Consider the following 25087-nt stretch of genomic DNA (forward strand, 5'->3'; position numbering starts at 1 on the left):
CGCACCCCTGCCCCCATCGGTTTTCGTGAGCCGGTGATCGGGTGCGGCGACGGCATTGCGTAACCTGATGCGACCTGTGGTGCGGATGGGGGAGGACCTAGTGCGACTCGGACTCAGCCTCGGATATCAGACGGCGTGGAGCACGCCGGCCGACCACCTGGCTCTGGCCCAGGAGGCGGACCGGCTCGGTTACTCGGTGGTGTGGGCGGCGGAGGCCTACGGCTCCGACTCGCCGAGCATGCTTGCCTGGATGGCCGGCCAGACCCAGCGGATCGACCTGGGCAGCGCGGTGATGCAGATCCCCGCCCGGACGCCGGCGATGACCGCGATGACCGCGGCGACGATCGACGCGCTGTCCGGCGGCCGGTTCCGGCTCGGCCTGGGTGTGTCCGGGCCGCAGGTCTCCGAGGGCTGGCACGGCGTACGGTTCGGTAAGCCCCTGGCCCGGACCCGCGAGTTCGTCGACATCGTGAAGATGGCGGTGGCCCGCAAGGAGGTCAGCTACGACGGCGAGTTCTACACGCTGCCGCTGCCCGACGGGCCCGGCAAGGCGCTGCGTCTGGGCTTCCACCCGCCGCGCGAGCAGGTCCCGATCTACCTCGCCGCCGTCGGCCCGAAGAACCTGGAGCTCGCCGGGGAGATCGCCGACGGCTGGCTGGCCGTCTTCTACGCCCCCGAGTTCGCCGAGGAGCAACTGGCCAGCGTCCGGGCCGGTCGGGCCAAGGCCGGCAAGGAGCTGGCGGGGTTCGACGTGGTGCCGTCGGTGCCGGTCGTCATCGGCGACGACATCTCCTCCTGCGCCGAGCTGGTCCGCTGGTACGCGGCCCTCTACGTCGGCGGCATGGGCAGCCGGCAGCAGAACTTCTACAACCAGCTCGCCACCCGGATGGGGTATGGCGACGCCGCCCGCGAGGTGCAGGACCTCTACCTGGCCAAGCGGCAGCGCGACGCGGCGGCCGCGGTGCCGACGGAGTTCATCGACCGCACCTCCCTGCTCGGCCCGAAGGAGCGCATCGCCGAGCGGATGCGGGAGTACGCCGCCGCCGGAGTCACCACGTTGTCGGTCACCCTGTTCGTCGCCGACCGGGAGAGCGGCGCGCAGACGCTGCGCACCGTCGCCGAAGCCCTGGACCTCTCGGGAGTTGGGGAGTGACCTGGGTCGAGGCCATCGTCCTGGGTATCGTCCAGGGGCTCACCGAGTTCCTGCCGATCAGTTCCTCCGGGCACCTGCGGGTCACCTCAGCGATCTTCTTCGAGCGAGACGCCGGAGCGTCGTTCACCGCCGTGACCCAACTGGGCACCGAGGCGGCCGTGCTGATCTACTTCGCCAAGGACATCTGGCGGATCACCCGCACCTGGGTCGTGGGGATCTGGGACCGTTCGGTGCGGTCCAGCCTTGACTACCGGATGGCCTGGTACGTGATCGTCGGCTCGATCCCGATCGGGCTGTTCGGCTTTCTGTTCAAGGACCAGATCCGCACCGCCGGCCGGAACCTGTGGTTGGTCGCCACCACGCTGATCGTGTTCGCGTTCGTGCTGGCGTTCGCCGAGTACTGGGGGCGGCAGACGCGTACGCTGGCGAGTTTCCGGATGCGCGACGGCGTCGTGATGGGCTTCGCCCAGGCGATGGCGTTGATCCCGGGCGTCTCCCGTTCCGGTGGCACGCTCACCGCCGGTCTGCTGCTCAACCTGACCCGGGAGACGGCCGCCCGGTACTCGTTCCTGCTGGCCATCCCCGCGGTGGTGATGTCCGGGATCTTCAGCCTCGGTGACGTGTTCGCGCCGGCGGCCCCGGGCACCTCGGTCCCGACCGCCGCCCAGATGGTCGTCGCCACGATCCTCGCGTTCGGCGTTGGGTACGCGGCCATCGCCTGGCTGCTGCGCTACGTCGCGCACCACACCCTGTACGTCTTCGTGCTGTATCGGGTGGCCGTGGGCACGCTGGTGCTCGCCCTGCTGATGACCGGCACGATCAGTGCCACCTGACCGGGTACGAGGAAGGCGGGTACGAGGAAGGACTGCCGTCGCTGTGGTCAGTCGGCGAGTTTCGTGACGACCGAGGTACCGAGGACGTTCCGGTCCCGGTCCAGCGCCCTCACCTGGAAGTACGGTCCTCGACGACCGGTTGCGACCGTCGTCTCGAACCCGGTCCGCGGGGCGTGTCCGACCACCACCGACAGGGAACCCGGGTCGGGTCCGGCCAGCACCTGCCAAGCCGCGGTCTGGGTCGAGCCGTTCCACGAGGCGTACACGACCCCCGCCCGCGGCTTGCCCGGACGGCCACGCTCGGGGGGTAGTGCGGCGTGCCGAACCATTCGTGGCGGAACGCTCGATACGAGTTGTTGTTGCCCGCGGCCCGTCAAGTCACCGTCGAGTCCCTCAGCGTGACCGTCGGGCACGCCGACGCGGCCGGACCAACCGGGACCGGGACACGGCCTCTAGGGTGGTCACCGTGGCGACCCTTCTGCTTCTGCGGCACGGCCGGACGACCGCGAACGCCGACGGTGGGCTGGCCGGCCGGCAGCCGGTCGAGTTGGACGTGACCGGGCGGGCGCAGGCCGCCGCGGTCGGGGCGCGGCTCAAGCCGGTTCCGCTCACCGCCGTGGTGACCAGCCCGCTCATCCGCTGCCGGCAGACGCTCGAGCTGGCGTTGCCCGATGCCACGCCGGTCGTGGAGGAGGGGCTGATCGAGTGTGGGTACGGCAGCTGGGAGGGGCAGCCGTTGAAGAAGCTGGCGAAGGAGCCGCTGTGGCCGGTCGTCCAGCAGCATCCCAGTGCGGCGGTCTTTCCCGAGGGGGAGGCGATGGCCGCGATGGCGGCGCGGGCGGTCGCCGTGGTGCGTACCTGGGACGCCCGGGTGACCGCCGAGCACGGTGCCGAGGCGGTGTGGTTGGCCTGTACCCACGGCGACGTGATCAAGGCGATCGTGGCGGACGCGTTGGGCGTGCACCTCGATCTCTTCCAGCGCATCGTCGCGGACCCGGCGTCGGTCACGGCGATCCGCTACACCCCGCTGCGGCCGTTCCTGGTACGGCTCAACGACACCGGCGGCGACCTGGCGGCTTTGGCGCCGCCGCCGCCGCGCAAGCGCCGCCGCCGGTCGCCCCGCGCGACCGACTCCGACGCGGCGGTCGGTGGCGGCGGGGGACCGGCGGCCGGGTGAGGCGGAGCCGGGTCAGCCGGTAATCGGGCGTGCCGCCCGGGTGACGATTCGGGTCGGTGGGGTGCGCGCCCGGTGGACGCGCCGGATAGGGTCGAGGGTATGACCCACCAGGTGCACGCCTTCGAGCCGCCGGAGCGGTTCGTCGCCGGAACCGTCGGGCCGCCGGGGGATCGCACGTTCTTCCTGCAGGCGCGCGGTGGCGGTCGGCTGGTCAGCGTCGCGCTGGAGAAGGTGCAGGTCTCGCTGCTGGCGGAGAAGCTGGAGGAACTGCTCTCCGAGGCCCAGCGCCGGTTCGGGGTGAAGCTGCCGGAGCTGGGTAACGCCGTCGGCGACAACGACCCGCTGGACACGCCGGTCGACGAGGAGTTCCGGGTCGGCACGCTGGGGCTGGCCTTCGATGTCGACACCGAGACGGTGGTGATCGAGGCGATCGCCGTCGGCGAGGCGGAGGTGGAGGCCGAGCTGGGCGAGCCGGATGACGAGGAGTCCGACGACGATGAGCCGGACGAGGACCTGGACCGGCTCCGGGTGCGGCTGACCCCGGAGGCGACCCGCCAGTTCATCGAACGGGCCCGGAGGGTGGTCAACGCCGGCCGCCCGCCCTGCCCCCTCTGCGGCCAGCCGCTCGACCCCGCGGGCCACCTTTGCCCTCGGCACAACGGTTACCACCGGTGACCTTGTCCGACCTGCAACCTCGCCAGGACGGTGACGCCGCGCTCCGGCTGCTCCGAGACGGCGTCCTCGACCTGGAGGGTCGGCTGGTGGACGCCTCGAACACCACTCTGCGCGGGGTGCTGACCCTGGACGGAATGACCGCCAGCTGCGTCTACAAACCGGTGCGGGGCGAGCGGCCGCTGTGGGACTTCCCGGACGGCACGCTCGCCGGACGGGAGGTTGCCGCGTACCTGGTCTCCCGGGCCACCGGGTGGGGCCTGGTGCCGCCGACGGTGCTGCGGGACGGTCCGTTCGGTCCCGGCTCCTGCCAGCTCTGGATCGACGAGCCGGCCGACGGTGAACCGCTGGTCGGGTTCGTGCCGGCTGCCGCGCTGCCGCCGCGCTGGTTCCCGATCGCCGCCGCGCGGGACGACGACGGCACCCCGTACGCCTTGGCGCACGCCGACGACCCGCGGCTGGCCCGCCTCGCCGTCCTCGACGTGGTAATCAACAACGCCGACCGCAAGGGCGGACATGTGCTGGTCGGCCCGAACGACCGGGTGTACGGGGTCGACCACGGCGTGAGCTTCCACGTGGAGGAGAAGCTGCGTACCATCCTGTGGGGGTGGTCCGGCCGTGAACTGCCGCCGGACGCGGTGGAGATGCTCGACGCGCTCACCGGTCAGGTCGCCGGCGACCTCGGCGAGGAACTGGCCGAGCATCTGACCCTCGGCGAGGTGACGGAGCTGGCCGGCCGGATCGAGCGGTTGCGTGCCGCCGGTCGGTTCCCGCAACCGTCGCCGGAGTGGCCCGCGGTGCCCTGGCCGCCCATGTGAACTACTGTCACGTTGATCACCGATGGTGTGGCCCGGAGCCGCCCGGCGGCTGGTTAGGCTGGCGGCCATGGAGTCTTGGGCGGGGCACGAGGTGCCGCGGCTGCCGGGCAACGGCGGGCCGCTGAGGTTGTTCGACTCGGCGCGGCGGAGCACGGCGCCCAGCACGCCGGCCGGTACGGGCACGATGTACGTCTGCGGCATCACCCCCTACGACGCCACGCACCTCGGCCACGCCGCGACAATGATCACCTTCGACCTGGTGCAGCGGGTGTGGCGCGACGCCGGTCTCGACGTGACGTACGTGCAGAATGTCACCGACATCGACGACCCGCTGTTGGAGCGGGCCGCCCGCGACAGCGAGGACTGGAAGGTCCTGGCGATGCGGGAGACCGCCCTGTTCCGGGAGGACATGGAGGCGTTGCGGATGATCCCGCCGGCGCACTACGTGGGCGCGGTGGAGTCGATCCCGGACATCGCCGAGAAGGTTCTGGTGCTGCTCAAGGAGGGCGCCGCATACCGGTTGGACGACGGCACCGGCGATGTCTACTTCGACATCTCTGCCGCGCCCCGCTTCGGGTACGAGTCGAACCTGACCCGGGAGCAGATGCTGGAGATATTCCCGGAGCGCGGTGGCGACCCCGAGCGGGTCGGTAAGCGCGACCCGCTCGACCCGCTGCTGTGGCGGGGCGCCCGGGGGGACGAGCCGTCCTGGCCTGGCGGGGATCTGGGCCCGGGCCGGCCCGGCTGGCACATCGAGTGCGCGGTCATCGCGCTCACCCTGCTCGGCGACCGGATCGACGTGCAGGGCGGCGGCAACGACCTGCTCTTCCCGCACCACGAGTGCTCGGCCGCGCACGCCGAGCGGCTCACCGGTACCGCACCGTTCGCTGAGCACTACGTGCACGCCGGCATGATCGGCCTGGACGGCGAGAAGATGTCGAAGTCCCGGGGCAACCTGGTCTTCGTGTCCCGGTTGCGGGCGGACAAGGTCGATCCGATGGCGGTGCGGCTGGCCCTGTTGAGCGGGCACTACCGTACCGACCGCTCCTGGACCGACGACCTGCTCGGCACCGCGCAGGAGCGGCTGGGCCGCTGGCGACGGGCCGCCGCCGCGCCGTCCGGGCCGTCGGGCGAGGACTTCCTGGCCGGGGTACGCGAGCGCCTCGCCGACGACCTCGACACCCCGGGCGTGCTCGCCCTGGCGGACGTCTGGGCAGATGCGGCGCTCGCCGGAGCCGGCGCCGACTCCGCGGCACCGGCACGGTTCGCGGCCACGGTGGACGCCCTGCTCGGCGTCGGTCTCTGACGCCGGGAGGCATGGTGTTCGCCGCCGCGCCGTCGACGTGAGCGCGTAGCCGAATCATCCGGCGGCCAGCGACCGGTGCTCGAACGGCGCCGGGCGGTCGGGGCGGCGTGTCCAGAGGCCGGGCGGTTGTGGCGTACTGGGCGGCGGGCGGGTCGTCGGGGCGCCACGCGGGGCCGGGACGTCAGCCGAGGACGAGACCAGGATCGGGGTCGGGGTCGGCGGCCGGGGCGGGGATCTGGTACTCCTCGGTCAGTGTGGTGACCGGGCCGGGCCAGGTGGCCTGGGCGACCTCGATCGGCTTGCGGCGCCCGTCGTACGCGACGTGCAGCAGGTGCAGCACGGGGGTGTCGGGGCGGATCTGGAGGATCTCCGCCTCCTCCCGGCTGGGCTGGCGGGCGCTGATCGTGTCGGTGGCGGATACGTAACGCCGGCCGGTCGCCTCTTCGGCTTCCTGGTAGAGCGGGCGGCCGAACGCCTCCGCCCGTTCCAGGGAGGTGCCGGCGGTGTCGGCCGGCAGGAACCAGGAGGCGCCCACCTCGACCGGGGAGTCCTCGGTGTGCACCAGGTGCCGGCGGCGGAGCAGGTCGGTGCCGTCGGGCACGCCGAACACGTCGGCCACCTCGGGCGGGGCGGAGGCGGGCCCGACCGAAACGAGCTGCTGCCGGTACCGGGCGGCGAGGTCGGTGTGGTAGCCGCGGAACCCGCCGTACCGGCCCCGGGAGAGGCGGTTGAGTCGACGTCGGGTGCCGCGGACGTAGGTACCCGAGCCGGGTTTGGTGATCAGAATGCCCTCGACTCGCAGCTGGTCGACGGCGCGTTGCACGGTCTGCTTCGCGACGCCGAACGTCTCGGCGATGGCCGGGATGGACGGCAGTCGCTCGCCCGGTCCCCAGTCGCCGCGGCGGACCTGTGCCTTGAGCTGCGCGGCGATCTGCCGATGCGGGAACTCGGCCGCGCCTGGGTTGATCTGCATACCCATCTCCTCGATCACAGCTAGGTTCCTAGGATGCCATACGCGATGTGATGTTCGCCACCGCGGAACCCGGCCAGCGGGAACGCAACAGAGAAACCGGACTTGGTCAGAACAGGTCAGGTCAGGGGAGCGGTCACCAGGAGCCAGCGGTGGGGCCGGCGGAGCCACCGCGGCGCCGCAGGTACTTCTCGAACTCCTGGGCGATCTCGTCCCCGGTCAGCGGGGTGATACCGGCGTCGCCGACCCGTTCCTCCAGCTCACGGACGTACTCACCGAGCTCCGCGTCCTGCTCGGCGGCACTGCGCACCCGCTGCTCCCACTCGGCGGCCTCCTCCGCGAGATCGGCCATCGGGACCGGCAGGTCAAGCACCTCCTCGACCCGGTGCAGCAGGGCGAGGGTTGCCTTCGGGCAGGGCGGGTTGTTGGCGTAGTGCGGCACGTGTACCCAGAACGACACCGCGTCCACCTCGGCGCGGGCGCACGCGTCGTGCAGCACCCCGACGATGCCGGTCGGGCCGTCGTAGCGGGTGGGAGTGAGCTGGTAGCGCTCGGCCGCGTCCTTGTCGGAGGCGCTGCCGCTGATCGGTAGCGGCCGGGTGTACGGCACGTCCGCCAGCAGTGCGCCGAGCAGGACGACCCGCTCGACCTCCAAGCTGTGGCAGATCTCCAGCACCTGCTCGCAGAAGGTACGCCAGCGCATGCTCGGCTCGATGCCGCGGATCAGCACCACGTCCCGGTCGGTGCCGGCCGGGCTGGCCACCATGAACCGGGTCGTCGGCCACTCCACCCGGCGGGTCTCCCCGTCGGACATGGTGATGGTGGGCCGGCTGACCTGGAAGTCGTAGAAGTCCTCCGGGTCCAGCTCGGTGATCGGCCGGGCCTGCCACACCTGTTCCAGCTGCTCCACCGCGGCGGTCGACGCGTCGGCGGCGTCGTTCCAGCCCTCGAAGGCGGCGATGGCCACGGGAGACCGCAGCACCGGCAGTCCGTCGAACTCGGTCACGCCGTCACCTCGCTCCGGTCGGGGGCGGCGCCGGGCTGGTCCCCGACCGGTCGCCCGCCGTGCACGGCAGTGTCGCTGTAGTCCCTCACATCTGTCAGCCTACGTGCCGGAACGGAACGCGGGCCGGCGGCCGCGCCGGCGATGCCGGCCGGTCAGCCGGTCATACCATGGTGAACCGGACAGCGTGATCCTGCTGACAGAATGTGGGACCGCCGAGATGGCATCGACCAACCGCGACCGGCCGCACTAACCTGAAGCTGTGCGGATCTCTTTACTCGACGTGTTGGCGGACCGGGTCCTCATCGCCGACGGGGCGATGGGAACGATGCTTCAGGCCGCCGACCTCACACTGGAGGACTTCGAGGGTCTCGAAGGCTGTAACGAGATTCTCAACGTCACCCGCCCGGACGTGGTTCGTGGCGTCCACGAGGCGTACCTGACCGCCGGCGCGGACTGCGTCGAGACGAACACCTTCGGCGCCAACCTGCCGAACCTCGGCGAGTACGACATCGCGCACCGGATCCGCGAGCTGTCCGAGGCCGGCGCGCGACTGGCTCGGGAGGCCGCCGACGCGTACGCCACCCCGGAGCGTCCCCGGTTCGTGCTCGGCTCCGTCGGCCCCGGCACGAAGCTGCCGACCCTGGGCCACGCGTCCTACGGCGAGCTGCGCGACGCGTACCGGGAGAACGCGGCCGGCCTGGTCGCCGGCGGTGCGGACGCGCTGATCGTGGAGACCTGCCAGGACCTGCTCCAGGTGAAGGCGGCGGTGGTCGGGGCGCGTCGCGCAATGGCCGAACTCGGCGTCACCGTCCCACTGATCTGCCACGTGACGGTGGAGACCACCGGCACCATGCTGCTCGGTAGCGAGATCGGCGCGGCGCTGACCGCGATCGAGCCCCTCGGCGTCGATCTCATCGGCCTGAACTGCGCCACGGGCCCGGCCGAGATGAGCGAGCACCTGCGCTACCTGTCCCAGCACGCCCAGGTGCCCCTGTCGGTGATGCCCAACGCCGGTCTGCCGCAGCTGACGGCCGACGGGGCGGTCTACCCGCTCACTCCGGTCGAACTGGCCGACGCCCTGGAGCGCTTCGTCGTCGAGTACGGCGTCGCGCTGGTCGGCGGGTGCTGCGGCAGTACCCCCGAGCACATTCGGGTGGTCGCGGAGCGGCTGCACGGGGCCCGCCCCGGGCCGCGGGAGCCACGGCGGGAACCGGGCGTCTCGTCGATCTACCACCACGTGCCGTTCGCGCAGGACGCGAGCGTGCTGATGGTGGGGGAGCGGACCAACGCCAACGGATCCAAGGCGTTCCGTGAGGCGATGCTCGCCGGCGACTGGCAGGCCTGCGTGGAGATCGCCCGTGGCCAGGCCCGGGACGGTTCCCACCTGCTGGACCTCTGCGTCGACTACGTCGGCCGCGACGGCACGCAGGACATGCGCGAGCTGGCCGGGCGGTTCGCGACTGCCTCCACCCTGCCGATCATGCTGGACTCGACCGAGCCTGCGGTTATCGAGGCCGGGCTGGAGATGCTCGGCGGACGGTGCGTGGTCAACTCGGTGAACTTCGAGGACGGCGACGGCCCCGACTCCCGCTACGCGCGGGTGATGCCGGTGGTCAGGGAGCACGGCGCCGCCGTGGTCGCGCTGCTTATCGACGAGGAGGGGCAGGCTCGCACCAGGGACTGGAAGGTACGCGTCGCCGTCCGGCTGATCGACGACCTGACCGGCCGCTGGGGCGTGCCGCGGTCGGACATCCTGATCGACGCCCTGACCTTCCCGATCGCCACCGGCCAGGAGGAGACCCGCCGCGACGGCATCGAGACCATCGAGGCGATCCGGGAGATCACCGCCCGGTATCCGGGGGTGAACTTCACGTTGGGCGTCTCCAACGTGTCGTTCGGGCTCAACCCGGCGGCCCGACAGGTGCTCAACTCGGTGTTCCTGCACGAGTGTGTGCAGGCCGGTCTCACCTCGGCGATCGTGCACGCGAGCAAGATCCTGCCGATGTCGCAGATTCCCGAGGAGCAGCGGGAGGTCGCGCTTGACCTGGTCTACGACCGCCGCCGCGAGGGGTACGACCCGGTGCAGCGCTTCATCGAGCTGTTCGAAGGGGTCGACGCCGCCTCGGCGCGCGCCGGCCGGGCCGAGGAACTGGCGGCGCTGCCGCTGGACGAGCGGCTCAAACGGCGCATCATCGACGGGGAGCGCAACGGCCTGGAGGCCGACCTGGACGCGGCGATGGCCGCCGGCACGACGCCGCTTGTCATCATCAACGACATCCTGCTGAACGGGATGAAGGTCGTCGGCGAGCTGTTCGGCTCCGGCCAGATGCAGCTGCCGTTCGTGCTCCAGTCCGCCGAGGTGATGAAGACCGCGGTGGCGTACCTGGAACCGCACATGGAGAAGGCCGGCGACGACGGCAAGGGTCGCATCGTGCTCGCCACGGTGAAGGGCGACGTTCACGACATCGGCAAGAACCTGGTGGACATCATCCTGTCCAACAACGGCTACGACGTGGTGAACATCGGCATCAAGCAGCCGATCAGCGCCATCCTGGACGCCGCCGAGCAACACCGTGCCGACGCGATCGGCATGTCCGGGCTGCTGGTCAAGAGCACGGTCATCATGAAGGAGAACCTGGCCGAGATGGCCTCGCGCGGGGTCGCCGAGCGTTGGCCGGTCCTGCTGGGTGGCGCGGCGTTGACCCGGGCTTACGTGGAGGACGACCTGCGGTCGACGTTCCCCGGGCAGGTGCACTACGCACGGGACGCCTTCGAGGGACTGTCCCTGATGGATCGGGTGATGTCCACCAAGCGTGGCGGCGCCCCGGTGGTCGACGCGGAGCGGGAGGCGGCTCTGGCCGCCCGCCGGGCGCGCCGGGAGCGGCAGCGGGCGATTGTCAGCGAGTCCCTGCCGGAACTGGATGACGCCTCGGTCCGGTCCGACGTGGCGACCGACGTGGACGTGCCCACGCCGCCGTTCTTCGGCAGTCGGGTGGTCAAGGGCGTTCCCCTTGCGGACTACGCGGCGTTGCTCGACGAGCGGGCCACCTTCCTCGGCCAGTGGGGGCTGCGCGGCACCCGGGGGGCAAGGGTCCGTCCTACGAGGAACTGGTGGAGACCGATGGCCGGCCACGGCTGCGTTACTGGCTGGATCGGCTGATCGCCGACCAGGTGCTGGAGGCAGCCGTCGTGTATGGCTACTTTCCCGCCTACTCCGAGGGCAACGACCTGGTGGTGCTGGACGAGAACGGCCACGCCGAGCGCACCCGGTTCTCCTTTCCGCGGCAGCGCCAGGAACGTCGGCTCTGCCTGGCCGACTTCTTCCGACCGCGCGGCGCGGAGCTGGACGTGGTGGCGTTGCAGCTGGTCACCGTCGGTCAGCCGATCAGTGAGTACACGGCCAAGCTGTTCGCCCGCAACGAGTACCGCGACTACCTGGAGGTGCACGGCCTGTCGGTGCAGCTCACCGAGGCCCTCGCCGAGTACTGGCACCGGCGTGTCCGGGCGGAGCTGACGCTGCCCGGCGGTCGGACGGTGGCTGACGACGACCCGGCCGACCTCGCGGGGCTGCTGAGTACCGACTACCGTGGCTGCCGGTACGCGTTCGGCTACCCGGCCTGCCCCGACCTGGAGGATCGTGCGAAGGTCGTGGACCTGTTGGGGGCGGAGCGCATCGGGGTGCAGCTGTCGGAGGAGTTCCAGCTGGTTCCGGAGCAGGCCACCGACGCGATCGTCGTTCACCACCCAGAAGCGAGCTACTTCAACGCCAAATAGCCGGGGCGAATGCGCTGACCCGCACCTCAGGTCACACCGGAGGCCGCTAGCCATGATCATGCCGTGTCCGGGCCGGCGGGGCGGCGCCAGGCTGTCATCGGCTGGTGATGACGGCCCGGATAGACGCCCGCCGGCGCATGTACTGCAGCACCGCGAGAGCACTGGCTGGTTGCTCCGGGGCCGCTAGCTGATGGCTTGGACGGCACGGAAGAGCTTGATCACTCCGGTGATGTGGTCGTCGCTGTGCCCCTGGTTGATCGCCTGCCGGTAGGTGTCGGCAGCGGTGCGGGTAAGGGGAACGGCGGCGTGGCGCACGGCGGCGTCGGCGGTGGCGTATTCCAGGTCCTTGGCGACCAGCTCGATCGGGAAGGCTGCCGGGAAGGTGTCGCCGAGCATGGCGGTGGCGGCGGTGGCGGCGGCCGGGCTTGCCACCGGGGTGGCGGCCAGTACTTCGACAGCCTGGGCTGGATCCAGGTCGGTGCCGTGTAGCGCCCCGATCAGCTCGGCAACGGCGGCGACCTGGACAGCGAAGAGCGAGTTGGCCAGGAGTTTCATCTGCGTGCCGGTTCCGGCTGGCCCCATGTGGTGTACGCCGCAGCCAACCTGCCGCAGCACTGGTTCGACCCGGCGCAGGACGGCAGGGGCGCCGCCGGCGAGGAAAATCAGGGCACCGGCGTCGGCTTGCGGGCGTGAGCCCAGCACCGGCGCGTCGAGGAAGTCCACGCCGCGTTGCGCGCACCAGGCGGCGAGTTCGCTTGAGAAGGCCGGTGTCACGGTGGAACAGTCGACGGCAAGCGCGCCGGGGACCATCGACGTCAGCGCACCGACATCGGGGTCCAGCCAGACGGTGCGGCCGGCATGGTCGTCGCGCAGCATGCTGATGACGAGATCGCACTGCGCCGCGGCTGCCGCCGGTGTCTCTGCTGCGGTGGCGCCTTCCTTGACCAGCAGCCCCGTCGCCTCGGCCGTGCGGTTCCACACGGTGATCTCATGCTCACCCGTGGCGAGTAGACGGCGGGTCATGCGTGAGCCCATGGCACCGAGTCCGAGTATGGCGATCTTCATCGTGCTCCTTTGTGCGTCTTGTGGTGGTGGCGGTAGGAACGGTCAGGAGCCCATGGCGGCGAACGCCTCGGTGAAGGCTCGTGGGTCGCTGTTCCACAGTTGGCTCATCTGCGCGGACGTCGGGTCCGGGTAGATGTCGGGCTGCCCGGCCGCGACGCCGTCGAGGATGGCGTCGGCGACCACGTGGGCGGTCGCCTTGGGTGTGTCGATGCCGACCACCATGTCGGTGTCGATGCCGCCGGGGTAGACGCCGTGCACGCTGACGCCTGCCAGGGTCAGCGCCGGCCGCAGCGCGAGGGTCAGTGAGTGCGCCGCGGCCTTGGACGCCGAGTAGCCCGCCATCGCCGGGGCCGGCGCATACGACAGCAGAGTGAGCACGTTGACCAGGGCGCCCTTGTTCGTGGCCAGTGTCGGGGTGAACGCCCGGATCATGTCGTACAGGCCGGTGAAGTTGACCGCGAACTCCCGGGCGACGCCATCCGGGTCGGCGTCGAGGGCGGGCGCGAACGCTGCCGCTCCGGCGTTGTTGACCAAAAGATCGAGATCGGACGCGGTAGCGGCGAGTTCGTCGATCGACGTCCGGTCGGTGACGTCGAGGGCGACGGCTGTGATCCGGTTGTCGGCCCGCACCATCCGTGGGTCGCGGGCGGCGGCGTAGACGCGGTCCGCACCGCGTGCCAGCAGAGCGTCGACGAGGGCGCGACCCAGACCGCGGTTGGCCCCGGTAACGAGGGCGGTACTTGCGTTGATCTCCATGCCGACAAGCCTGCCGCTCAGCGATGACGCTATGAATGCCTGAACAACTCGACTTCTTGTCTGCGAGTCGCACCCCGGCCGTGCCGCGCCCCTGTTTCACCGCCTACCCTCTGCGGGTGGATGTTCTCGGCGACGTGCTGGCGCTGGCGCGGGTTGACGCCAGCCTCATGGCCACCTTCGACGCACGAGCTCCCTGGGCCATCGAGCTGCCGGCCCGGCAGGGGGCCTCGTTCCACGCCGTGGTGGCCGGCACCTGCTGGTTGACCGTCGACGGCATGCCGCCGCGCCGACTGGCACCCGGCGACCTCGTGCTCTTGCCCGCCGGAGCGCGCCACGAACTAGCCACCGATCCGGACCTGCCGACGCGACGATTCGACGCTGAGCTCAAGCGCAGCCTCATCCAGCCCGACGGTGAGCTGATGCTCGCCGGGCCGGGAGCACGCACCCGGATCCTCTGCGCGGGCTACAGCTACGAGGCTCACGCCGCCCACCCAGTGCTGAGCCTGCTCCCGCCGGTGCTGCAGGTCGCCACGGCCCAGCCGAAAAGTGGACCATGGCTGCGCACGGTCCTCGATCTGCTGGCCCACGAAACCCGCGGCGGCGCCGCGACCGGCTCCGACACCGCCGCCGTACGCCTACTCGACCTGCTGCTGATCCACGTGATCCGGGCTTGGCTCGACACCGGCGGTGACGCCGTGGGTGTCTCGTGGCTGCGAGGTCTGCGCGACCCGGTCACCGCACGCGCACTGGCCGCGTTGCACCAGCGACCCGGCCACGACTGGACCCTGGACGCCTTGGCCGCGACGGTCAACGTCTCCCGGGCCACCCTCGCCAGGCGGTTCACCCACCACGTGGGCGAACCCCCACTGACGTACCTCAACCGTTGGCGCCTCAACGTCGCCGCGCACAAGCTGCGTAACACCACCCTGCAGGTAGCCGCCATCGCCCACGAGATCGGCTACACATCCGAATTCGCCTTCAACCGCGCCTTTGCTCGCGCCCACGGCCATCCGCCCGGCCGCTACCGCCGACACACCCAACGGGCCGACTGTTAACTCGACACGGCGGAGGCGTGTCGCACATCGGCCGACGGAGGGCAACCGGGACAGCGCCCCCCGCGCCGCGTGGATCCGGGGTAGTTGCGCGGGCGCCATCCCGCACCCTCCTCCACCGTTCGGGGAAAGCCGAGCGGATCACCGCCTGGGTGGCACCTGCGTCCGTGGGGCTGTCGAAGCTTCGCTTGACGTGGCGAACCGGTCGCGGTCCGCTCCCACTGGCCGGGACGGTGGGCGGGTGGGGCGTGTTGTGGGCGTGCCCGACCACCGGGTCGGTTGCTGCCCCGGAGGAGCTGCCAGTGCTCATGGTCGGTGGTCTGCCAGACGAATGCAACCTTTCAGCGCTCTGGTGAGTAGATGGGACACCGATAAAGAAGGGGGACGTGGTGGTCCGAGCCGACTGGGAGCGCCAGTTCGTCGAGTACTTCAGCGTGCGGGCACAGCCGCTGCGCCGACTTGCCTATTCACTGTGCGGCGACTGGCACACCGCTGAGGATCTCGTCCAGCTCACGTTCGTCCGGCTGTACCGTCACTGGCCTCGCATCCAGAACGATTCGGTCGAGGCCTATACCCGGCGGATTCTGGTCAACGCGTTCCTGACGCATCGGCGTGACCGGCGGCGTGAATCACTTGTGGCGGACCCGCCTGAGCGGGCGGCGGGCGACGTTGACCTGACTGCGGGGCTGGCAGTACGTCGCGCCCTGGCCGACCTGGCGCCACGGCAACGGGCCGCTGTGGCGCTGCGGTACTTGGAGGATCTGCCGGTGGCGGAGGTAGCCACCCTGCTCGGGGTTAGCGAGGGCACAGTGAAGAGCCAGACGGCCCGAGCCATCCAATCCATGCGCGAGGCGCTCAATGGCGCCAGGCTGACCAAGGAGTAAGCGATGCAGGAAGCCGAGGTGCACCACGCCCTGGAGGCGTACGTGAGTGACGATGAGCCCCCGATGGGTCTGACCTCCGACGAGATCCTGGCGGCCGGCCGGCGGTCGCGGCGAAACCGGCGGCTGGCAGGCATGGCGGCGGCCGGCCTCGCGGCGATTCTGTTTGGGGTGGGTGTGGTTGCGGTGTCCGGTGGTGGTGGTAGTTCCACAACTCCGGCCTTCACAGCGGCCGGACCGTGCCCGTTCCCGCCCGGATCTCGCCCACCGGGAGTGATCGCTGCCGACCAGCCGCTCTCGCCTGAGCTGCGGGAGTGGGCCAGCGTGAGTGTGACCTGTCACCTCACAGAGGCACTGCCACGGCTGCTGCCGACGGCCCAGTATGGCCAGGTGCGGGGCGCGCCGGCCGGGCCACTCGTGGGACACAGCCTCGGCGGCGAACCGCCCTGGGGCAACCGGGTTGACGCGTTGGCCCTGGTCCGTGACGCCGACGGGACCGGTGATCTGCTTGTCAACGTGGGGGTGGTGGATCGGTTAGCGGCGGCTGACGCCGCAGATGGCTGCTGGCGTGGAACGGACCCCCGCTGTACCGTCCAGAGCGGGCCGAACGGCGAAACCGTGCTGGTGAGCACTGATGCCGACCGCGCCGCTGTAGCTCCGCCGGGACTCCGTACCTCGCTGGCACACCCCGATGCCGTCCACCTGACCGTGACGGTCTACCGAGGTCAGACGGAGATCGTGGTGCAGGCGTCGAACACCGACCGCCAAGTGGTGAACGGCCGCCCTCCCGTCGCGACCCGGCCAGAACCCGTGCTCACCGTCGAGCAAGCCCGCGAATTGGCACTCTCGCCCGAGCTGTACCTCTATCCGTAGCCCCGCTACCCGACGGAAGGGGAGACACCTGGGGGCGCGGTCACCCTCATGGTTGTCGCTCCGCGGCGATACCAGCTGGGAAGCATCTCGCGCGGTCACCGCCGTGCCGGTCTCCAGCGCGGCAGACGGCAGGAGCCCGCCCCAGGTTGGTCATCAGCTCGGCTCGGTGGACCATCACCATCGGGCCGTCGGCACTCCACTTCGGCGGTGCTCGCGGCCGGGCCATTCGGGCGGCATTCCGGGCCCGGCCGCGTTCACGCGTCTACTTGCCGGCGGAAGTCGCCGACGGCGTCGGCGATCTGCTCCGCACCGCGGCTGTTCTGGTGGATGTGGTCGGTGGTGAGTTCGAGGCGGCGGCGCCGTGCGATGTCGTCCCAGGGGCGGCCCAGCACCATGTGCTGGGCAATCGCGCTGTAGACGAACCCGGGGTCGTCGCGGTATTCAGCCTGCCGGCGGGCGGTGAGGTGCTCGACCTGTCGCTCGTGCGGCGGCAGGTAGTTCACGCCGAAGTCGGCGGCGGTCTGTCGGACGACGTCGCTGTAGTCGGCCGTCGCCTGTGCCTGGAGCGAGCCCGGCTGCCCGACGAGCGGCAGGGACAGCAGGCCGATGCGAGCGCCGGTTTCGGTGGTGAGCCGGCGGACAACAGCCTTGAGGCATTCGTGATACCAGGCGATCGTCGGTCGTTCCGGGAGGCGTTTGCGGCGAACGCCGTCCGCCCGCTGTGTCGCGTCGGCGCAACAGGTCGACGTAACCGACGCCGATCTGGCCGCGCGTGATGCTGTCTCCAGCACACCACCCGAACCGCCACCGCGTCCGTCCTTCCCGAAGTTGTAGCGATCGCTTTGACAACCCCAGCCGGATGGTGCACGGCTCACGCAGTGGCGACGATCTTCGTGCGGTGCTCCCACGACCAGTCGGCCAGCGCGGTCGTCCGGTTTGACCGACTACGCCCAGCCCGTGATCGACGCATCGCGAGTTGCTATTCGGCGACGTTCGCTCGGTGCTCCGGGTGGCGCGTCCCAGACTACCCGACAAGGGCTGGTACCTTGCGCCGCCGGCTTCTGATGATCTTCGTTGCCCGCTCCCGTGTCCTGTTTTCGACGTACTCCCGGAGCGCCGCCCTGGCGTGCTCGAGTATCGACAGGTACCTCTCATGACCAGCGTCGATCAGGTGGACGTCGGCAGCATTGAATCCGTCCCAGCTGACGAAGGCCGTGAAGTCGACATCGAGCGCGGGTGTTTCCGGTGCAAGGGTCAGCAGTGGAGCGCCCTCGCCGTCGCACAGCACCAGTTCGCTGCCGAACCTCGCGCTCCACTCGACAACTTCGAGCGTCGGGTTACCAGCGGGGTGAGGGTGTTTCAGTTCGATGATGCTTGTGTGTCTGCTCGCCTCGAAAATCATGTAGCGTTGCCCACCCAGCTTGTCGATGCCTTTTGTCCATTTTGCCCACTTGTCGGCGTAGCTCGGCCCGACTCGCTCGAACATGCCCCGCGTCACTCGTTTGGGGGATGCCCGGAGTTGTGTCCTCTGCTAATGATCACTGGGCCCGGAGACGCCGAGTCCTGGGATCGGGGTCTCCCGGAGGGGAATATGTCCACTTCGGGCTGACCGAATCTTCCGAAACGTGGGCCCCGCAACCTGTGGTCTGAACCGGGCGGGACGACACCCGCGTAGCAATCGGCGACAGGCGTGACGGACGTACCCTCGGGGTACTTTCACGCGCACACCGTCGGGTGCCGGGGAGGTCCTATGACGACGCGGGTGAGACGACGTGGGCCGGGCGGCTCGCTGGTAGGCCTGGCGATAGCCCTGATGGTGGCGGTGGGCTGTATGGCCGGGGGAGCACCCGACCCAGCGAACGCGCCCGCGCCCGAACAGTCCCGGCGCTCCGCCACGGCCGGCGTGGAGGGGACCCGTGCCGACGGTACGGACACCGTCGAGGAGTTCCAGCAGGACCTCGCCGACGCGCGGAGCGTCGCCGAGCGGTACTGGGCGGCGCAGTTTCGCGCCTCGGGTCAGCGGTTCCAGCCGGTCCGGCGGATCATTCCCTACCAGCGCAGCGGTGAGGTGGCCTGCGGTGGGCAGGAGATCCCCCGCAACAACGCCGTCTACTGCGCGGCTGGCGACTACATCGCGTACGACGTCAACTGGTCGTTCGGCGCGTTCCGGCAGATCGGCGACGCGTTCGTGTTCTACCTGCTCGGCCACGAGTACGCCCACGGAATCCAGACCCGCCTCGGCATCCATTACACCTTCACCATCCAGCAGGAACTCCAGGCCGACTGCATGGCCGGTGCGTTCCTTGGTGACTCCGTCCGGTCGAAGGCGCTTCGCCTCGACGACGGCGACCTGGCGGAGTTCCGCGAGGGCCTACTCGCCGTCGGCGACGATCCGAACCAGCCCTGGTTCGCCGAGGATTCCCACGGCACCGCTCAGCAGCGCACCGCGGCGTTCTTCCGCGGCTACGAGCAGTCGCTGGACGCCTGCGACCTGACGTAGGGCGGCCAGCACGTGTGCTCAGCCGTTCGGGGCGTAGGTCACTCGCGGCTGGGCTCGCCGCTGCGAGGCGGGCGGTGGCTGGAAGGATCTGCGGGTCCGCCGACCGTGAGGAGGCCCCCGCTGAGTAGCCACCATCCCGCTGCCGTGCTCTTCGACATGGACGGCACGCTGGTCGACAGTGAGAAACTCTGGGACGTCGCACTGCACGAGCTGGCGGCCGAGTACGGCGGTGTCCTGTCGGCGGCGGCCCGCCGGACGATGGTCGGCGCCAGCATGGCCGTGTCGATGCTGGCCCTGCACGACGACCTGGGCCAGCCGGAGCGTGACCCGGCGGCCAGCGCGGCGTGGATCAACGCCCGAATCCTGGAGTTGTTCCGCGCCGGGCTGCGCTGGCGGCCCGGCGCGCTGGCACTGCTGGGCGCCGTCCGTGCGGCGGGCATCCCCACCGCACTGGTCACCTCCAGCGGTCGCGCGCTGGTCGAGGTCGCGCTGGACACCCTCGGGCGGGACAGCTTCGACGTCGTGGTGTGCGGGGACGAGGTGGACGCCGCCAAGCCGCACCCGGAGCCGTACCTCACCGCCGCCCGGCTGCTCGGGGTGCCGATCGGTCGCTGCGTGGCAATCGAGGACTCCCCGACCGGGGTGGCCAGCGCACTCGCCGCCGGGGCGGCGGTCCTCGCCGTGCCGGCGGAGGTGCCGTTGGAGCCGCGCGACGGCGTGCACCAACTGGAGAGTCTGACCGCTGCGGACCTGGAGCTGCTCGCGGCGCTGCTCGGCGAGCCGCCGGCCTGACGTCGCCGGCCCGGCGCACGGGGTGTGCCGCGACGCCGCACGGACACCGGCAGGGTCCGCCCCGCCACCCGTGCGGCGGCGGAGCGGACCCTGCGGCACCCCTCAGTCGTGGGCGATGGCGCCCAGGACGTCGATCCGGGCGGCGCGGACCGCCGGCAGGACGGCGGCCAGCACGCCGACGACGGCGCCGAGGCCGAGCATCACGCCCATGTCGGCCCAGGGCAGCACCAGGTTGGTGATCCCCTCGTCCCGCAGCGCCTCGACCACGGCAGCACCCAGTCCGGTGCCGACGGCCATGCCGAGCAGCGCCCCGAACACCGAGATCACCACCGCCTCGACGGTGATCATCCGCATGGTCTGCGCCCGCCGCAGCCCGATCGCCCGCAGCAGCCCCAGCTCCCGGGTGCGCTCCAGCACCGACAGCGCGAGCGTGTTGACGATGCCGAGCACCGCGATCACGATGGCCAGGGCCAGCAGAATCTGGATCATGGTGAGCAGGCCGTCGAGCTGGCCGGTCTGCTGGTCGATGAAGGCGTCCCGATCGGCCACGGACACCTCCGGGCTGTCCGCCAGCAACGCTTCCACCCGGGGCAGCACGTCGGCGGACCGGGTCCCGGGGGCGAGCTGGATGAAGCCCATGATCGGCTGCGGGACGGCGAAGTCCTCGGTGGCCTCGACCGGCAGCGTCACCGGGTCGAGGAACTCGGAATCCTCGTAGATGCCGCTGACCGTGTACGTCCGCGGTTCACCCCGAGCCAGCTGCACCGGCACCGTGGATCCGACGGTGAGGTTGCGGGACTCCGCCACGTCCGAGCTGACCAGCAGCTGGTCCGGCCCGAGCCGGCTGATGTCCCCGGCGGTGGCTTTCGCGCCGAAGACCTGCCCGAGCGTCGTCACGTCGCTGTTGGCGCCGACCCAGGTGCGTTCGTCACCGACCTGCGCCAGGTCGCCGTAGGCGCCGCCGACGACCGCCACCCCGGGGATCTCCTCGATCTTCTCCAGCACTGCCGGGTCGTAGCTCGGCGGTCGGGGGCCACTCTGCACCCCGGCGATCACCAACTCCGCCTGGATGCTGTCCTGGGCCAGCTTGCCGATGCTGCCCTTGGCTGAGTCGAGGATCACCGTGACCCCGGTGACCAGGGCGATACCGACCATCAGGGCGGCGGCCGTGATCGCGGTTCGGCGCGGGTTGCGCCCCGAGTTCAGCCGACCCAGCTTGCCCGGCACCGACCAGGCGAAGATCGCTCCGAGCAGGCTCACCACCGGCCGGCTGATCAGCGGGGTCAGCAGCGCCACACCGATGAAGGCGACCAGCACTCCGCCAAGGATGGTGACGAGCGTCCTGCCGCCCGCGTGCCCGCCCAGCCCGAGGAACAGCAGCGTGGCGCCGACCGCGGTAACCGCCGTGCCGGCGACGGTGACCTTGGTCAGCGGCCGGTCCGGCGTCGCCACGTCCTGCATGGCGGCGATCGGCGGGATCCGCGCGGCTCGCAGCGCCGGCAGCAGCGCCGCCACCACGGTGATGACCAGGCCGACCGCGAACGCACCGATCACGGCCGCCGGCGGCACGGCGATCCCGGCGAGGGCGAGACCGCCGGCGAGGTTGCCGAACAGGTACGCCAGCAGCGCGCCGACGCCGACGCCGGCGGCCAGCCCGAGCACCGAGGCGACCAGGCCGACCGCCACCGCCTCCAGCACCACCGACCCGATGATCTGCCGACGGCCGGCGCCGATGGCCCGCATCAGTGCCAGCTCACGGGTGCGCTGCGCGACGATGATCGAAAACGTGTTGAGGATCAGGAACGTCCCCACCAGCAGCGCCACCGCGGCGAACCCGAGCAGGACCCGGTTGAAGAAGGACAAGCCCTCCTTCAGGCCCGCCGACGCGTCGGCGGAGAGCTGCTCACCGGTCTTCACCTCGAATCCGGCGCCGAGGGCGCCGGCGATGTCGTCCCGCAACTGCTCGTCCGACACGCCGCCGGCGGCGGTGACGGTGACGTTGGTGAAAACGTCCGGCTCGCCGAGGATCAGCTGCTGCGCCACGGGTGTGGTGAACATGACCTCGTTCACGCCGCCGATGGAGTCGCGGCCTCCGCTGTAGCCAAAGATTCCGACCAGGGTGAACTCCTGCTTCGGCTTCAGCGTCAGCACGCCGACCTGCTCGCCGACGGACACCCGGGCGGCCTTGGCCAGGGCCGCGTTGACGACGATCTCGCCGTCCGCGCGCGGTTCCCGGCCCTCGCGCAGCTGCACGAGGTCGCTCTCGCCCACCCAGTTCCCACCGAGCTGCGGCGGCCCGAACGAGGCGACGACCTTGCCGTTGCTGCCGATCATCCGTGCGCCGTCGGCGGCCACGATCCCGGTGGCCTCGGACACTCCGGGGACGGCCCGGACCCGCTCCACCGTCGCGGCCGGCACCGGCGCCGCCACCGGCTCGCCCTCGAACTCGCCCAGCTCCAGTCTTGGCTTCGCGGCGACGTTGACGTCCACCTCCTCGTACGCGTCGGCGAAGACCGCGTCGAAGGACCGGCCGAGGGTGTCGGTGAGCACGAACGCGCCCGAGACGAACATGACGCCGAGCACCACCGCCAACCCGGACAGGATCAGCCGGAGCTTGCGCGCCAGCAGGCTCTTGAGGGTCGCCCGGAACATCAGCCGCTCACCTCGGCCGGGGTGTCCAGCTTCTTCATGGTGTCCAGCACCGTCTCCGCGGTCGGCTCGACCAGCTCGGACACGATCTGGCCGTCGGCGAGGAACACCACCCGGTCGGCGTACGCGGCGGCGGTCGGATCGTGGGTGACCATGACGATGGTCTGCCCGTGCTCCCGGACCGACGACCGAAGGAAGTTCAGCACCTCGGCGCCGGAGCGCGAGTCGAGGTTGCCGGTCGGCTCGTCGGCGAAGATCACATCCGGTCGGCTGACCAGGGCGCGGGCGCACGCCACCCGCTGCTGCTGCCCGCCGGACAACTGCGCCGGGCGGTGTCCCAGCCGATCCTGCAGGCCGACCGTGGCGATCACCGTGTCGTACCAGGCCGGGTCCGGCTTGCGGCCGGCGATCGACAGCGGTAGCAGGACGTTCTCCTTGGCGGTCAGCGTCGGCAGCAGATTGAACTGCTGGAAGATGAACCCGACCTTGTCGCGGCGCAGCTTCGTCAGCCCCGCGTCGCCCAGGCCGGTGACCGTGGTGTCGCCGATCGACACCGCCCCCCGGGTCACCGAGTCCAGTCCCGCCAGGCAGTGCATCAGCGTCGACTTGCCCGACCCGGACGGGCCCATGATCGCGGTGAACCGCCCCCGCTCGAACTCGCAGGTGACCCTACGCAGGGCGATCACCTGCGCCTCACCGCTGCCGTATACCTTCCACACGTCGCTCGCGCGGGCCGCGGCCTGCGCCTGACGGCCTACCGTCGCGGTCACGTCATCTCCCTCTCGTCGTCCGAAAGCACGCACCGCCCCCGTCGGTCCGGCGCGTAGTCCCATCTTCGGCGCTGTCCGGGGCGCCTCCGTCCGACTCCGGGTGGAGCCGGGACGGATTTCGTGCTGCGGGTCCCCCCGACCGGCACTCAGGGTTGCCCCTGATCCACCGATCGGTCGAACCGGTTTCCGGCTGACGGGACCGATCCTGAACGGTGACGCCGCGTGAGGGTCAACCCAGGCGCGCCGTCGATGGTCACGGTAGGTGGCGAACGCAACGGCCCCACCAGGTCGGCGCGTCGCAGCGGGTACGCCGCGGCGACACCCCCGGACGTCCGCTACGTCCGGGGGCGGACCAGGCCCGACTCGTACGCGAGCACGACCGCCTGCACCCGGTCGCGCAGACCGAGTTTGGCCAGCACGTGACCGACGTGCGTCTTGACGGTGGTCTCGCTCACCGACAACGCCCGGGCTATCTCGGCATTGGACAGGCCACGGGCGACCTGCACCAGCACCTCCCGCTCCCGATCGGTCAACGGGTCGAGTAGCCGTGGTGGCGTCGCCGCCGGGTCCGGCAGCAGGTTGGCGAAGCGGTCGAGCAGCCGGTTGAGGATCCGTGGCGCCACCACCGCGTCCCCGGCGGCGACCGACCGGATGGCCGCCACCAGGTCCGCCGACGGCACGTCCTTGGCCAGGAACCCGCGCGCCCCGGCTCGCAGCGCGCCCACCACATACTCGTCGAGGTCGAACGTGGTGAGGATCAGCACCCGCACCGGCAGTCGCGACTCGACGATGGCGCGGGTCGCCGCCACCCCGTCCAGGCGTGGCATCCGCACGTCCATCAGCACCACGTCGGGCAGCAGCCGGCGGGACAGCTCCACCGCCTCCGCGCCATCACCGGCCTCGGCGACCACGTCGAAGTCCTCCTCGGCGCCGAGCACCATCCGAAACCCGGTGCGCAGCAGCGGCTGGTCATCGACGATCAGGATGCGTACCGGCTGCCGCGCCGCCACCACGCTGGCCTGCCGCAGCGATTCCGGGTCACCGGGTCGCGCGCCGTGGGCGGTCACTCGTCCGCGCCGGGCGGCGCCGGAAGCGATCGGGAGTCGGGCAGCGGATCGGCTGCGGCCGGCTGGGCCGGGAACGGTGGCGGTGTGCCACCGAAACTGGGACACAGCGCCTGGTGACTGCACCAGTCGCAGAGTCGGCTCGGCCGCGGGCGGAAATCCTGCGCGGCGGTGGCGGCCTCGATCGCCCGCCACAGCGCCACCACCGTGCGTTCGAAGCGCACCAGCTCGTCGGCGTCCGGCGCGTAGTCACAGATCTCGGCGTCCTTCAGATACAGCAGGCGCAGCACCCGGGGCACCACCCCACGGGTGCGCCACAGCACCAGCGCGTAGAACTTCAGCTGGAACAACGCCCGTGCCTCGAACGCCTCCCGCGGTGCGCCGCCGGTCTTGTAGTCGACCACCCGCAGCGCGCCGTCCGGCGCCACGTCCAGCCGGTCCAGGTAGCCGCGGATCAGCAGCTCCTCGTCCACCACCGCGGAAACCAGGCTCTCCCGCTCGGCCGGCTCCAGCCGGCGCGGATCCTCCACCGTGAAATAGCCCTCCAACAGGCCCGCGGCGGAGCGGAGAAACGCCGACCGGGCCCCATCGTCACCGTCGGTGAACAGCTCGGCCAACTCCGACTGCTCGGTGACCAACCGCTCCCACTGCGGGGCGACGAGGTCACCCGCCGCGGTCGGAGTGCGCCCCGCGGCCGGAAGGTCGAACAGCCGTTCCAGGACCGCGTGAACCAGGGTGCCGCGTGCCTGCTCCACGGTGGGCCGCTCCGGCAGCCGGTCGATGCTGCGGAACCGGTAGAGCAGCGGGCAGGTCTTGAAGTCCGCCGCACGCGACGGGGACAGCGAGGCCCGCACCGTGGCCGGCACCTCCGCCGCGAGCCGGGGCTGCTGGGTCGTCACCGGATCCGCCGTCATGTCCGGAAAGGGTAGGGCACCGGTACGACAGCGGCACCGTCGCCGCTCCGGTGCATGATCCG

At 70.8% G+C, this 25087-nt stretch carries 21 protein-coding genes and 2 pseudogenes; 12 read left to right on the forward strand and 11 right to left on the reverse strand.

Going from position 1 to position 25087, the window contains the following annotated elements; genetic code table 11:
- Positions 1 to 100 precede the first annotated feature (100 nt).
- Both QTQ03_RS04525 and QTQ03_RS04530 read left to right on the forward strand, forming a co-directional pair.
- Entirely contained in the window at positions 101 to 1153 is a 1053-nt protein-coding gene (locus QTQ03_RS04525; protein WP_289276866.1) for an LLM class F420-dependent oxidoreductase, read from the forward strand.
- Positions 1150 to 1986: an undecaprenyl-diphosphate phosphatase gene (locus tag QTQ03_RS04530; protein ID WP_289276867.1), complete on the forward strand. Its 837-nt coding sequence runs from the start codon at positions 1150 to 1152 to the stop codon at positions 1984 to 1986. Before QTQ03_RS04525 ends, QTQ03_RS04530 begins: the two co-directional genes overlap by 4 nt.
- A 47-nt stretch (positions 1987 to 2033) precedes the next feature.
- On the opposite strand, the gene QTQ03_RS04535 is transcribed toward QTQ03_RS04530, so the two are convergent.
- Positions 2034 to 2315, reverse strand: a complete 282-nt coding sequence (locus QTQ03_RS04535; RefSeq protein WP_289276868.1) for a hypothetical protein — start codon at positions 2313 to 2315, stop codon at positions 2034 to 2036.
- Between the two features lie 128 nt (positions 2316 to 2443).
- Between QTQ03_RS04535 and QTQ03_RS04540 the strand changes: the two genes are divergently transcribed.
- The 4 genes from QTQ03_RS04540 to mshC all read left to right on the forward strand — a co-directional run bounded on the left by QTQ03_RS04540 (position 2444) and on the right by mshC (position 5959).
- Positions 2444 to 3163: an MSMEG_4193 family putative phosphomutase gene (locus QTQ03_RS04540; RefSeq protein ID WP_289276869.1), complete on the forward strand. Its 720-nt coding sequence runs from the start codon at positions 2444 to 2446 to the stop codon at positions 3161 to 3163.
- Between the two features lie 99 nt (positions 3164 to 3262).
- Complete coding sequence (locus QTQ03_RS04545) at positions 3263 to 3838, forward strand: DUF3090 domain-containing protein (protein ID WP_289276870.1); 576 nt, start codon at positions 3263 to 3265, stop codon at positions 3836 to 3838.
- Complete coding sequence (locus tag QTQ03_RS04550; RefSeq protein WP_289276871.1) at positions 3835 to 4653, forward strand: SCO1664 family protein; 819 nt, start codon at positions 3835 to 3837, stop codon at positions 4651 to 4653. Before QTQ03_RS04545 ends, QTQ03_RS04550 begins: the two co-directional genes overlap by 4 nt.
- A gap of 67 nt (positions 4654 to 4720) precedes the next feature.
- The gene (gene mshC, locus QTQ03_RS04555) at positions 4721 to 5959 is read left to right on the forward strand and encodes a cysteine--1-D-myo-inosityl 2-amino-2-deoxy-alpha-D-glucopyranoside ligase (protein ID WP_289276872.1); all 1239 of its coding nucleotides are present in this window, start codon (positions 4721 to 4723) and stop codon (positions 5957 to 5959) included.
- 181 nt (positions 5960 to 6140) lie between these two features.
- Here mshC and QTQ03_RS04560 read toward each other — a convergent pair whose 3' ends face one another.
- Together QTQ03_RS04560 and QTQ03_RS04565 are read right to left on the reverse strand one after the other, a co-directional pair.
- On the reverse strand, positions 6141 to 6932 hold the full coding sequence (locus QTQ03_RS04560) for a GntR family transcriptional regulator (RefSeq protein ID WP_289276873.1): 792 nt from the start codon (positions 6930 to 6932) through the stop codon (positions 6141 to 6143).
- Between the two features lie 133 nt (positions 6933 to 7065).
- Positions 7066 to 7935, reverse strand: a complete 870-nt coding sequence (locus QTQ03_RS04565) for a PAC2 family protein (RefSeq protein ID WP_289276874.1) — start codon at positions 7933 to 7935, stop codon at positions 7066 to 7068.
- Between the two features lie 259 nt (positions 7936 to 8194).
- Here QTQ03_RS04565 and metH point away from each other — a divergent pair.
- Positions 8195 to 11709 (forward strand): annotated as a pseudogene (gene metH, locus QTQ03_RS04570) (methionine synthase).
- Positions 11710 to 11913: 204 nt separating this feature from the next.
- Here metH and QTQ03_RS04575 read toward each other — a convergent pair.
- Both QTQ03_RS04575 and QTQ03_RS04580 read right to left on the reverse strand, forming a co-directional pair.
- Positions 11914 to 12774, reverse strand: a pseudogene (locus QTQ03_RS04575) (NAD(P)-dependent oxidoreductase); the annotation flags it as partial.
- A gap of 42 nt (positions 12775 to 12816) precedes the next feature.
- Positions 12817 to 13530 (reverse strand): SDR family NAD(P)-dependent oxidoreductase, encoded by a 714-nt coding sequence (locus tag QTQ03_RS04580; RefSeq protein ID WP_289276875.1) that lies wholly within the window; start codon positions 13528 to 13530, stop codon positions 12817 to 12819.
- Positions 13531 to 13640: 110 nt separating this feature from the next.
- On the opposite strand from QTQ03_RS04580, the gene QTQ03_RS04585 reads away from it, so the two are divergent.
- From QTQ03_RS04585 to QTQ03_RS04595, 3 genes are all read left to right on the forward strand, one after another.
- Positions 13641 to 14585, forward strand: a complete 945-nt coding sequence (locus QTQ03_RS04585) for an AraC family transcriptional regulator (protein ID WP_289280670.1) — start codon at positions 13641 to 13643, stop codon at positions 14583 to 14585.
- Between the two features lie 383 nt (positions 14586 to 14968).
- Positions 14969 to 15466, forward strand: coding sequence for a SigE family RNA polymerase sigma factor (locus tag QTQ03_RS04590; RefSeq protein ID WP_289276876.1), 498 nt, complete (start codon positions 14969 to 14971; stop codon positions 15464 to 15466).
- A 3-nt stretch (positions 15467 to 15469) separates the two neighbouring features.
- Complete coding sequence (locus QTQ03_RS04595) at positions 15470 to 16336, forward strand: hypothetical protein (RefSeq protein ID WP_289276877.1); 867 nt, start codon at positions 15470 to 15472, stop codon at positions 16334 to 16336.
- A gap of 254 nt (positions 16337 to 16590) precedes the next feature.
- Here the strand turns inward: QTQ03_RS04595 and QTQ03_RS04600 are convergent, their stop codons facing one another.
- Together QTQ03_RS04600 and QTQ03_RS04605 are read right to left on the reverse strand one after the other, a co-directional pair.
- Positions 16591 to 17127 carry an SGNH/GDSL hydrolase family protein gene (locus tag QTQ03_RS04600; protein ID WP_289276878.1) on the reverse strand — a complete coding sequence of 179 codons (537 nt, stop codon included), beginning with the start codon at positions 17125 to 17127 and terminating at the stop codon, positions 16591 to 16593.
- A gap of 233 nt (positions 17128 to 17360) precedes the next feature.
- Positions 17361 to 17822, reverse strand: coding sequence for a hypothetical protein (locus QTQ03_RS04605; protein WP_289276879.1), 462 nt, complete (start codon positions 17820 to 17822; stop codon positions 17361 to 17363).
- 264 nt (positions 17823 to 18086) lie between these two features.
- Here QTQ03_RS04605 and QTQ03_RS04610 point away from each other — a divergent pair, with 264 nt between their 5' ends.
- Positions 18087 to 18836, forward strand: coding sequence for a neutral zinc metallopeptidase (locus QTQ03_RS04610; RefSeq protein WP_289276880.1), 750 nt, complete (start codon positions 18087 to 18089; stop codon positions 18834 to 18836).
- 144 nt (positions 18837 to 18980) lie between these two features.
- Positions 18981 to 19628, forward strand: a complete 648-nt coding sequence (locus QTQ03_RS04615; protein WP_289276881.1) for an HAD family hydrolase — start codon at positions 18981 to 18983, stop codon at positions 19626 to 19628.
- A 102-nt stretch (positions 19629 to 19730) separates the two neighbouring features.
- Here QTQ03_RS04615 and QTQ03_RS04620 read toward each other — a convergent pair whose 3' ends face one another.
- From QTQ03_RS04620 to QTQ03_RS04635, 4 genes are all read right to left on the reverse strand, one after another.
- Positions 19731 to 22280, reverse strand: coding sequence for an ABC transporter permease (locus QTQ03_RS04620; RefSeq protein WP_289276882.1), 2550 nt, complete (start codon positions 22278 to 22280; stop codon positions 19731 to 19733).
- Complete coding sequence (locus QTQ03_RS04625; RefSeq protein WP_289276883.1) at positions 22280 to 23047, reverse strand: ABC transporter ATP-binding protein; 768 nt, start codon at positions 23045 to 23047, stop codon at positions 22280 to 22282. Before QTQ03_RS04625 ends, QTQ03_RS04620 begins: the two co-directional genes overlap by 1 nt.
- Positions 23048 to 23382: 335 nt before the next feature.
- A complete protein-coding gene (locus QTQ03_RS04630; RefSeq protein ID WP_502889688.1) occupies positions 23383 to 24114 on the reverse strand; it encodes a response regulator in 732 nt (243 codons plus the stop codon).
- The gene (locus QTQ03_RS04635; protein ID WP_289276884.1) at positions 24111 to 25025 is read right to left on the reverse strand and encodes a RecB family exonuclease; all 915 of its coding nucleotides are present in this window, start codon (positions 25023 to 25025) and stop codon (positions 24111 to 24113) included. The genes QTQ03_RS04630 and QTQ03_RS04635 overlap by 4 nt, the downstream gene beginning before the upstream one ends.
- Positions 25026 to 25087 lie beyond the last annotated feature (62 nt).

This window comes from Micromonospora sp. WMMA1363, from assembly GCF_030345795.1.
GTDB lineage: Bacteria > Actinomycetota > Actinomycetes > Mycobacteriales > Micromonosporaceae > Micromonospora.

What these genes read in the sequence shown, in the direction of transcription:
- QTQ03_RS04595 (WP_289276877.1), top strand. Translation starts at nt 15,470, where the DNA reads ATGCAGGAAGCCGAGGTGCACCACGCCCTGGAGGCGTACGTGAGTGAC.
- QTQ03_RS04545 (WP_289276870.1), top strand. Translation starts at nt 3,263, where the DNA reads ATGACCCACCAGGTGCACGCCTTCGAGCCGCCGGAGCGGTTCGTCGCC.
- QTQ03_RS04635 (WP_289276884.1), bottom strand. Translation starts at nt 25,025, where the DNA reads ATGACGGCGGATCCGGTGACGACCCAGCAGCCCCGGCTCGCGGCGGAG.
- QTQ03_RS04605 (WP_289276879.1), bottom strand. Translation starts at nt 17,822, where the DNA reads ATGTTCGAGCGAGTCGGGCCGAGCTACGCCGACAAGTGGGCAAAATGG.
- QTQ03_RS04535 (WP_289276868.1), bottom strand. Translation starts at nt 2,315, where the DNA reads ATGGTTCGGCACGCCGCACTACCCCCCGAGCGTGGCCGTCCGGGCAAG.
- QTQ03_RS04620 (WP_289276882.1), bottom strand. Translation starts at nt 22,280, where the DNA reads ATGTTCCGGGCGACCCTCAAGAGCCTGCTGGCGCGCAAGCTCCGGCTG.
- QTQ03_RS04580 (WP_289276875.1), bottom strand. Translation starts at nt 13,530, where the DNA reads ATGGAGATCAACGCAAGTACCGCCCTCGTTACCGGGGCCAACCGCGGT.
- QTQ03_RS04560 (WP_289276873.1), bottom strand. Translation starts at nt 6,932, where the DNA reads ATGCAGATCAACCCAGGCGCGGCCGAGTTCCCGCATCGGCAGATCGCC.
- mshC (WP_289276872.1), top strand. Translation starts at nt 4,721, where the DNA reads ATGGAGTCTTGGGCGGGGCACGAGGTGCCGCGGCTGCCGGGCAACGGC.
- QTQ03_RS04610 (WP_289276880.1), top strand. Translation starts at nt 18,087, where the DNA reads ATGACGACGCGGGTGAGACGACGTGGGCCGGGCGGCTCGCTGGTAGGC.